The sequence below is a fragment of the Blautia hansenii genome, from assembly GCF_013304445.1.
Taxonomy (GTDB): Bacteria; Bacillota; Clostridia; order Lachnospirales; family Lachnospiraceae; genus Blautia.
The window spans coordinates 430,411-440,273 of the sequence record NZ_JAAITA010000001.1; the positions used below are offsets into that span (position 1 = coordinate 430,411).

10 protein-coding genes and 1 pseudogene are annotated in these 9,863 nt (G+C 41.2%); 7 read left to right on the forward strand and 4 right to left on the reverse strand.

Going from position 1 to position 9,863, the window contains the following annotated elements; genetic code table 11:
• Window positions 1–66 precede the first annotated feature (66 nt).
• Genes G5A70_RS02010 through G5A70_RS02020 form a run of 3 tightly spaced genes read right to left on the reverse strand, consistent with a single transcriptional unit; the run spans window position 67 to window position 2,285 of the window.
• Window positions 67–801, reverse strand: coding sequence for an ABC transporter permease (locus G5A70_RS02010; protein WP_173747477.1), 735 nt, complete (start codon window positions 799–801; stop codon window positions 67–69).
• Between the two features lie 4 nt (window positions 802–805).
• A complete protein-coding gene (locus G5A70_RS02015; RefSeq protein ID WP_173747479.1) occupies window positions 806–1,543 on the reverse strand; it encodes an ABC transporter permease in 738 nt (245 codons plus the stop codon).
• Window positions 1,536–2,285 carry an ABC transporter ATP-binding protein gene (locus tag G5A70_RS02020; protein ID WP_173747481.1) on the reverse strand — a complete coding sequence of 250 codons (750 nt, stop codon included), beginning with the start codon at window positions 2,283–2,285 and terminating at the stop codon, window positions 1,536–1,538. Before G5A70_RS02020 ends, G5A70_RS02015 begins: the two co-directional genes overlap by 8 nt.
• Before the next feature lie 165 nt (window positions 2,286–2,450).
• On the opposite strand from G5A70_RS02020, the gene G5A70_RS02025 reads away from it, so the two are divergent.
• The 7 genes and pseudogenes from G5A70_RS02025 (at window position 2,451) to G5A70_RS02055 (ending at window position 9,586) form a co-directional block, all read left to right on the forward strand.
• A complete protein-coding gene (locus G5A70_RS02025) occupies window positions 2,451–4,403 on the forward strand; it encodes a fructose-1,6-bisphosphatase (protein WP_173747483.1) in 1,953 nt (650 codons plus the stop codon).
• Window positions 4,400–5,224 (forward strand): alpha/beta hydrolase, encoded by an 825-nt coding sequence (locus tag G5A70_RS02030; protein WP_173747485.1) that lies wholly within the window; start codon window positions 4,400–4,402, stop codon window positions 5,222–5,224. The genes G5A70_RS02025 and G5A70_RS02030 overlap by 4 nt, the downstream gene beginning before the upstream one ends.
• Window positions 5,225–5,399: 175 nt before the next feature.
• Complete coding sequence (gene rpsB, locus G5A70_RS02035; RefSeq protein WP_111919382.1) at window positions 5,400–6,140, forward strand: 30S ribosomal protein S2; 741 nt, start codon at window positions 5,400–5,402, stop codon at window positions 6,138–6,140.
• Between the two features lie 29 nt (window positions 6,141–6,169).
• The gene (tsf, locus tag G5A70_RS02040) at window positions 6,170–7,108 is read left to right on the forward strand and encodes a translation elongation factor Ts (RefSeq protein ID WP_173747487.1); all 939 of its coding nucleotides are present in this window, start codon (window positions 6,170–6,172) and stop codon (window positions 7,106–7,108) included.
• Between the two features lie 372 nt (window positions 7,109–7,480).
• A complete protein-coding gene (locus G5A70_RS02045) occupies window positions 7,481–8,812 on the forward strand; it encodes an IS4 family transposase (RefSeq protein ID WP_173747489.1) in 1,332 nt (443 codons plus the stop codon).
• Window positions 8,813–9,030: 218 nt separating this feature from the next.
• Window positions 9,031–9,174: a hypothetical protein gene (locus G5A70_RS02050; protein WP_016439130.1), complete on the forward strand. Its 144-nt coding sequence runs from the start codon at window positions 9,031–9,033 to the stop codon at window positions 9,172–9,174.
• Window positions 9,175–9,212: 38 nt separating this feature from the next.
• Window positions 9,213–9,586 (forward strand): annotated as a pseudogene (locus G5A70_RS02055) (DUF3795 domain-containing protein).
• A gap of 56 nt (window positions 9,587–9,642) precedes the next feature.
• Here the strand turns inward: G5A70_RS02055 and G5A70_RS15630 are convergent.
• The coding region (locus G5A70_RS15630) for a hypothetical protein (RefSeq protein WP_244092014.1) at window positions 9,643–9,863 on the reverse strand (221 nt) is incomplete at its 5' end.

Genomic DNA, 9,863 nt, shown 5'->3' on the forward strand with positions numbered 1-9,863 from the left:
CCCTCTTGTGTTTCATATAATTTCTATTCTTAATAGTACCACATTTTTTCTTTGTATTCTCTTTTTTTATTCATCCCTGCCATGTTTGAGTTTTCTTAATATCAAAACGGAAATGCCTCCGCAGGCAAGCAGAACCAGACTGCTTTGTATTCTGGCAAGGCCAGTGGTCTCATAGTAACCGGCAATTCCCAGCGCTGCGGAAACAGGATAAAAAGTCCTGAGCGTATTGGACATACTTGTAAACAGGCCGGCAAAAGAGTATATTTCGGCCAGAACCAGAGCCAGCCAATAGCTTTTTTTCCAGTAAGCTACAAGCGCAATGATAGGGGACACCGCTAAAAATACGCAAATACCCTCCAAAAAGTAGGATTTTAGAAAATGCAGAACCATATTTGTTGACAACGCGTGGATATGGAGAATAGCTTCGCCTAAAAACGTGATGGCAAAAAGCAACAAATAAAGCAGAATACTGAAGACAAAGGTAAGAAGCATTTTTGCGGCAGTCAGCCTGGTTTCGCTGACAGGAACCAGCAGCAGGGATTTTAAAGTGTCATCCTCCGCTTCCCGGCAAATCATATAGCTCCCCAACAGGGCAATCACTGCCGGAAGTACCAGCAGGGTGGCCCATGGCTGGGTCATGGTCATATACCAGCCGGCTTCTTCCAGATAAGGGGGACCATAATCAGTGCTTTTTCCGCCGATGAAAACCATGAAGGCTATCCCACAGACAGCAAAAATCGTAAGCAGTAAAAGGCTCAGGCGGCGGAGTTTTTGACATTCTGCCCAAAGGAAGATTTTCATATGTTCACCCCTTTCTCTTTAAAGAAATTGTTGCAAAGAAGACAGAAGCAGTACCCCAAATGCCGATACAAAGAAGCGCCCACGGAACAGAAATGGTTTGCGTAAGAGTCAGTCCCGGAATCTTTCCCTCTCTGGCAAGAATGGCAGAGAGACTGGCTATGGGATGTACATAGAGATTTACCGGCAGGATAAAAAATCCAAAGAAAATATAAAGCAGGATGATACAAACCGGCAGGACATATCCCTTTTGTGAAACAGCAGCAGCCAGAATCGGCAGTATAGAACATGCAGACAGAACAGCGATTTCCAGACATTTTTTCAACAGAAACAGAATGCTTTCCCATTGAAAAGGGGCACAACCGGAGGCGATACCGAACAAAACGGAGGCAGCCGCTGTTATCAGCATGAAGCAGAAGGAATACATCAAAACTATAAAAAATTTGCTGAAAAAACAGGCCGTTTTAGGGATAGGTATTATCCAAAGCTGTTTCAGTACATGAGCCTGATTTTCCTCGTGCATGAGTATGGTGCAGACAATACCCAAAATAAAGGGCAAAATCATAAAAACTGTATAGCCAAACGCAGACCACTTGTAGAACAGCAAGGGATCAAGGTCTGTTTTTCCAAAGGAACGGAAATAGATAACAGCAAAAAACGGCATGAGAAGAGCCGTAAGCAGCATAAGCCAAAACAGGCTTTTGCGACGTAGTTTCCAGAATTCTGTTTGAATCAGTTTAAGCAATGCCTTTTCCTCCTGTGATTTTTCTAAAATAGTCTTCCAGTGTGTTTCCACCAGTCGTCTGCTTTTGGTTTTTCTCCTCCAGTTCTTTCAGACTGCCCTCTTCTAAAAGGACGCCTCGGTGGAGAATCCCAATATCATCTGCCAACAGGGAAATTTCCGAGAGAATATGGCTGGAAATCAGGATGGTTTTGCCCTGTTTGACACTTAAATCTTTCAGAAAATCCCGTAGTTCGGCAATGCCCACAGGGTCAAGGCCGTTGGTTGGTTCATCCAGAATCAGCAGCTTGGGGTTATGCAGAAGCGCATTGGCAATGCCCAGGCGCTGCTTCATACCCAGAGAATATTTGGCAAACAGTTTTTTGTCCCTGTAGGGCAGCCCTACGATATGCAGAGCCTCCTGTACAGCCAGAGGGTCTTTGAGTCCTCTTAGCCGGGCAAAAATCTCCAGATTTTCGGTTCCCGTCAGATTGGGATAAAAGCCTGGCGCTTCAATGATAGCGCCAATATGGGGATAAAGCTGTTTTTGGTGTCCTTTTATGGGCTTTTGAAAGATTTTTATCTCTCCGGCTGTGGGGGAAGCCAGACCCAGCAGCAGTTTCATAAGCGTGGTTTTCCCGGCTCCGTTTCGCCCCAGAAGACCATAGATTTTTCCTCTTTCTACATGGAGACTGACTTTTTCCAACACGGTCTGTTCCCCATAAATTTTTGTCAGGTGTTTTGTTTCTATAACAAAATCATGCATATAAAATTCCTCGCTTTCCTTTTTCTGAAGCCAGCATAACATTTCTTTTTAAGGAAATTATAAGGAAAAAGAAAAAAGATAGTTGTTTCGGTTTCCAAAAATCTATGTTAGAATACAACATATAAGACAAAAAAATGAGTCAAAAGTATAAATGAGGAAATGAAAATGGATAATATGAAACTGAAATACCTGGAACGAATGGCAGAGCTTTACCCTACCATAGCCAAGGCCTCTACAGAAATCATCAACCTGCAGGCGATTTTAAACCTGCCTAAAGGCACAGAACATTTTCTGACAGATATCCATGGGGAGTATGAAGCGTTTTCCCATGTGTTAAAGAATGGTTCCGGCTCTGTGCGGAGAAAAATTGACACGGTATTCGGCCACACCATGAGCCGGCAGGACAAGAAAAGTCTTGCCACGTTGATTTATTACCCCAGAGAAAAGATGAATCTCATTAAAAAGCAGGAACATGATAGGAAGGAGTGGTATAAAATCACCTTGTACCGCCTTATTGAAGTGTGTAAGAAAACAGCGTCTAAATACACCAGATCTAAGGTGCGCAAAGCTTTGCCGAAAGATTTCGCTTATGTGATAGAAGAACTGATTACCGAGCGGCCGGATATTACGGATAAGGAATCCTATTATGAGCAGATTATCCACACCATTATTGCCATCGGGAGAGCAGAAGAATTTATCATTGCCCTGGCAGAGCTGATTCAGAGACTGGTGGTAGACCATCTGCATATCCTGGGTGATATTTACGACAGAGGGCCGGGGTCTCATCAGATTATGGATAAGCTGGAAAATTATCATTCCCTGGATATTCAGTGGGGAAACCATGATGTTGTCTGGATGGGGGCAGCGGTGGGACAGGCCTGCTGTGTAGCTACGGTGGTGCGGATTTGTGCAAGGTATGCGAATCTGGATATTCTGGAGGACGGGTATGGTATCAACCTGCTGCCCCTGGCGACCTTTGCCCTTACTTATTATAAGGATGACCCCTGTATTTGTTTTAAAATCAAGGGACACAATACCCTGAATCCGGTGGAGCAGGACTTGAACATGAAAATGCACAAGGCCATTTCCATTATTCAGTTCAAACTGGAAGGACAGCTCCTTATGCGCCGCAGAGAATTTGGTATGGCAGACAGGGCGCTTTTGGATGATATTGATTATACCGAAGGAACCATTACTTTAAACCGCAAGACCTATAAGCTGATGGACAATCATTTTCCTACCATTGATCCGGACAATCCTTACGAGTTGTCTAAAGAAGAAAAAGAAGTAGTGGAAAGGCTGATTTTTGCTTTTGTAAACTGCGAAAAACTCCAGCGGCATATGCAGCTTCTTCTGAAAAAGGGCAGTATGTATAAAATTTACAACCGAAACCTTTTGTATCACGGCTGTATTCCATTAAATGAAGACGGCACGTTTAAGGAAATTCAGGTATACGATAAGGTTTACAAGGGAAAAGAACTGTACGACGTGCTGGAAACTTATGTGCGGAAGGCCTTTGTAGCTGTGGATGAACGGGAAAAGGAGAAAGGAAAGGACATTCTGTGGTTTATCTGGAGCAGTCCCTCTTCGCCGCTGTTTGGAAAAGATAAAATGGCAACCTTTGAACGGTATTTTCTGGCAGAAGAGGAAACGCATAAAGAGAATAAAAATGCCTACTATAAATTTCTGGAAGACGAAGCGGTGGCGGACCGGATTTTACAGGAGTTCCATGTGACAGGAGAATGTACCCACATTGTAAACGGCCATGTTCCGGTACACCACGGGGCGGGAGAAAGCCCCATTAAATGCGGCGGAAAACTGCTGATTATTGACGGCGGATTTTCCAGAGCATACCAGAAAGAAACGGGGATTGCAGGTTATACGCTGATTTACAATTCCTGGGGGATGATTTTGGCCGCCCATGAACCATTTACTTCTGCGGCAGACGCCATTAGTAAGGAAAGCGATATTCTCTCAGACAGTATTCTGGTGAAGCGCACCGTGAAGCGCAAAACCGTGGGAGAAACCGATATTGGTATGAAATTAAAAGAAAGGATAGCAGAGCTGGAGGAACTTCTGGCAGCGTACAGAGACGGCCTGCTGATAGAAAAATCATGAGACACGAAGAAATTCCTATTCAGGTAGAGGGTTCTGCGCCCGAGACTCATTTGACAACGTATATTTTAGGAGATTATCTGGACGAGGCGCCAAATGACATCAGACCTTTGGTGCTTATCTGTCCGGGAGGTGCTTATGCCATGACCTCCAACCGGGAGGCCGAGCCGGTAGCCCTGCAGTTTAATGCCATGGGATACCATGCAGCCATTCTCAGATACTCCTGTGCTCCGGCCGTATTTCCCACTTCTCTTTTGGAGGTGGCAGCCAGTGTGAAGTATATCCGGGAACATGCCAAAGCGTGGCGGGTGAGTCCGGATAAAATTCTGATTATGGGATTTTCAGCGGGAGGACATTTGGCAGCCAGTTATGGTGTTTTCTGGGATGAAAAATTTGTAAGAGAAGCCTTTTCGTGTACCAGAGAACTGCTGCAGCCAAACGGACTGATTCTGTGCTATCCGGTTATTAGTGCAGATGAGAGCATTGCCCATGTGCCCAGCCTGCAGAACCTGCTGGGAGAACAGTATGAGGCGAAAAAAGAAGAGATGTCTTTGGAAAAACAAGTGGGAGAACAGGTGCCGGAAACCTTCTTGTGGCATACTTTTGAGGATAAGACAGTTCCCTTCTGGAACTCTTTTCGTTTTGCAGAGGCGCTTGGAAGAGCCGGAATTCCTCTGGAATATCATCTTTATCCCACGGGAGAGCACGGCTTGTCCCTGGCTGTGGACAGTATCCGCAGAAAAGACGGCAGCGGTTCTGAAAAAGGGTGTGAAAGCTGGTTTCCGCTTTTGAAATCCTGGCTTTTGCGGAAATTTGGCCTGTAAAATACCGTATGCGGCAAAAAAATCCTTGCAATGACAGGGACAAGTATGCTATAATACAGGCGTTGCCGAGCGCAATGAAGAAAATAACCACGCCTGTGAATACCAATGGACGGTGCTTACAAAGTCCCGGAGGTGAAGAAGCAGGTGGAAGTGTAAACCAAAAGGAGAGAAAAAAATGAGCGTTATTTCAATGAAACAGTTACTGGAAGCAGGTGTTCATTTCGGACATCAGACAAGAAGATGGAACCCTAAAATGGCTCCGTACATCTACACAGAAAGAAATGGTATCTACATCATCGACTTACAGAAATCTGTAGGTATGGTTGACGATGCTTACAAAGCAATCGCTGACATCGCTGCTGATGGCGGTACAATTCTGTTCGTAGGTACAAAGAAACAGGCTCAGGACGCTATCCAGACAGAAGCTGAAAGATGCGGTATGTTCTATGTAAATGAAAGATGGTTAGGCGGTATGCTGACAAACTTCAAAACTATCCAGAGCAGAATCGCAAGATTAAAAGAAATCGAAGCTATGGAAGCTGACGGAACATTTGATGTTCTTCCTAAGAAAGAAGTTATCAACCTGAAGAAAGAACTGGCTAAATTACAGAAAAACCTTGGCGGAATCAAAGAAATGAAGAAACTTCCGGATGCTATCTTTATCGTAGACCCGAAAAAAGAAAGAATCTGTGTACAGGAAGCTCACACATTAGGTATTCCACTTATCGGTATTGCTGATACAAACTGTGATCCGGAAGAATTAGACTATGTAATTCCAGGAAACGACGATGCTATCAGAGCCGTAAAATTAATTGTTTCCAAAATGGCAGACGCTGTTATTGAAGCAAATCAGGGCGAAGCTGCTGACGCTGAAGAAATCTTCACAGAAGAAGCAGAAGAGGCTGTAGAAGAATAATTTTTTCTATTATACAGGAGGAAATGAAAATGGCTATTACAGCAGGAATGGTAAAAGAATTAAGAGAAATGACAGGCGCTGGTATGATGGACTGTAAGAAGGCTCTTACAGCTACAGAAGGCGATATGGATAAAGCAGTAGAATTTTTAAGAGAAAAAGGTCTTGCAACTGCTCAGAAAAAAGCTGGCCGTATTGCAGCAGAAGGTCTTTGCCAGACTCTGGTATCTGCAGATGAAAAACACGCAGTTGTTGTTGAAGTAAATGCAGAAACAGACTTCGTTGCAAAGAACGATACTTTCCAGGGATATGTTGCTCAGGTTGCTGAAGCTGCTATGGAAACAGAGGCTGCTACAACGGAAGAATTCCTTGCTTCTACATGGAAATTTGATACAACAAAGACAGTAAACGAAGCACTGGCTGCTCAGATTGCTGTTATTGGTGAAAACATGAACATCAGAAGATTCGCTAAGGTGACAGAAGAAAACGGATTCGTTGCTTCTTACACACATATGGGTGGAAAAATCGGTGTTCTGGTAGACGTTGAAACTGATGTTGTAAACGATGCTGTAAAAGAAATGGCTAGAAACGTAGCTATGCAGATTGCAGCTTTAAAGCCACAGTACACAAACAGCTCTGAGGTAAGCGAAGAGTACATTGCACATGAAAAAGAAATTCTGCTTGCTCAGATTATGAACGACCCGAAAGAATCCCAGAAACCGGAAAAAGTTATCCAGGGTATGATTAACGGACGTATCAACAAAGAATTAAAAGAAATCTGTCTGTTAGACCAGGTTTATGTAAAAGCAGAAGATGGAAAACAGAACGTAGCGAAGTATGTAGAAGAAGTTGCTAAAGCAAACGGCGCTAAGATTGCAATCAAAGGCTTCGTTCGTTTTGAAACAGGCGAAGGAATCGAGAAAAAAGAAGAGAACTTTGCTGAAGAAGTTGCAAAACAGATGGGAAACTAATCTGAAATTGAATAAAGTCTGGAAATGTGCTTAAGATCAAGCAATTATGTATGATTGAAGCAGTTTTAAACCTTTCGTAAATTATTTAAATCTATCATAAAATATCGGGTGGATTTTCGTCAAAGTTTCGTCGGAAAATTCGTCAAGAGATTTGACGAAACAGAGTGTGCGAAGTTTGCGTAGTTTTTAATTTATCGGAAGGGAACAGATGATATTGAGTGTTGAGGGTATATTACGAAAGTGATATACCCTCTTTTTTTGTGTCAGCAATGAAATAAACCACCTGCTATGCGCAACATCATAAACTTAAGAGAATTTGCTTTGAGATAGGCAGGTTCTTTTATTTATGATAAAATTTAAGCAGGGGTGCATATGAGGAGTACCTATATTGAAAGAATCCAAAAACTTTCTGAAAAACTGTCTGATCCTGCTTTGGCAGAGCGGGCAAGAAAAATAAACAGTAATACTTTTTCAAGAAACAGAAAAATGCCTTTAAAAGATATCTTACTGTGTTGCCTTTCCAAAAAAGGGCTTACTACTACACTAGAATTGAGAAACTATTTTATACAAAAGGATGTTCCTTCCATGAAAATGTCGAAACAAGGGTATTTACAACAGCGAAAGCGTCTTAATCCTGAAGTTTTTTCTTATCTGAATGATGAATATATGGCTGATTTCTATCATTCTTCTGAACCAAGGCTCTGGAATGGATTTTTGTTACTGGCAATTGATGGAAGTAAAGCGGAAGTGCCGAATTCACCAGAGAACCGGGAGCGTTTTGGAAAAAGTAATAATCAACACTCAGAACTTGGACAGGTGCGGGCGCTTGTAAGTGGCATGTATGATATTTTGAATCATTTTTATCTGGATATTGAAATTTCACATATTTCTACCAGCGAAACGGAGCTTGCCAAGAAAAATCTTCATCACTTAACGCATATAGATATCAAACAGCCCGTATTAGCTATTTTTGACAGGGGATATCCATATATGGAATTTATTGATTTTCTGGAAACGGAAAAAATCAATTACTTATTCCGCATTTCTTCCAATGATTATAAATTTGAGCGTAGAAATATGAAATCGACTGACGAAACGGTTATTTTACGGCATACCTATCAGCGATTAGAGAAAATAAGAAAAAAGCATCCGGAGAGATTAGAGCGTATGAAAGAAAAAGGGTATACGAATACGAGAATCATGACCTCTATGCTTCCTTCTGGAAATGAATTGACACTTATGACGAATCTCCCCTTTGAATTTTCTCAGAAACAACTGGAGGATTTATATTATCAAAGATGGGAAATAGAGAAGAAATATCATACACTTAAGAATAAAATGAAGTTTGAAAGTGTAACAGGAAAATCAACCATCTATGTAGATCAGGATTTTCGTGCACAAGTGTTGGTATATAATATACTGCAGGATATACGCAAAGAAGCCGATGAGGAGGTATCTGTAAGAGGTCGTAAAAAAGGCAGCAAATATCCTATGCACACAAATGAAAATATTGCCATAGGACTGTTTAAAGAACAGATGATAAAGCTAATCCTTGAAAAAAATGCTGTAAGAAGAGGACAATTGCTTTTTAAACTGCAAACAGAAATGGAAGAATATATTTTGCCTCAAAGAAATCTGCCTGGAAAGGAACGGAAAAAGAATCTTTCAAATAAATATAAAAACAATCAAAAAAATAGTTTTTAAAAAAGTCCATACAATTCCATTGGGGAAAGTATGGACTTTTTTAATATAAATATAATTCTTATATCTGAAAAAGTAACGGATATAGGAATAATTTCCTCTTAAGTTTATGATGTTGCGCTAAGCGGGTGGTCATGACTGAAAATAACTGGTGTTAGATGTTAAAGAATATGGTAATATAGAAGAAATATACAAAGTGGAAGTTGTAAAGGAGACCAACTATGGGCGAAAATTATTTGGATATGGCTACTGTTATAGTGATATTTTTTGCTCTCGGCATCTTATTATCAAGACTGGGAGGCGTTGGAGGAATTGTTGTAAGAATTAAAAGAATGGTTTGCAAGCTAATTGGACATAGAGACTGAGAGAAGCGATATAAACTGAAAGTTGCGGAGGTGTGCAAATGAAAAGGGAATTAGGAATTGCCAGATGTGGGCTTGCGTGTTGCTTATGCACAGAAAATGCTGATTGTAATGGATGTGGCTCAAATGGTTGCCCAGATAATGATGTTTGCGAGAATAAAAAATGTTCAATTGAAAAAGAATTGACACATTGTTATAAGTGTGAAGAAAATTGCAAGAAAGGATTATTGGGCAAAATCAAACCATACACATTTACTTTATTTGCTAAAAAATATGGAGAAGAAAAGCTTTTGGACTGTTTAGAGAGAAATGAGAAAAATGGAGTTGTGTATCATCGAGATGGCTCAACGGAGATTATGATGATTTTGATGATGTAGAGCAGCTAATGAATTTTATCTTAACAGGAGTGAGATAACTTCCAGTTTATAGCAGACAGTTTGTTTGATGATGAGACTGTCTGCTTTTCTCTTTTTAATCATAATTGATAGGAGTGGTATAGAATGGTTTATATCCATTGTGAAAAGACAGTTTAGAGTGGTGCAGATTGATTGTAAGAGTAGTGGGAGTTCCATTGATTTGATTATGCTCTGTTTCAATTTCCGCTATCACTTCATCAATATTGCAGTATTGATATACAATAACTTGTAGTTCGGTATCACGATTAGCCCCATTGCTGAATGACATACTGTTAA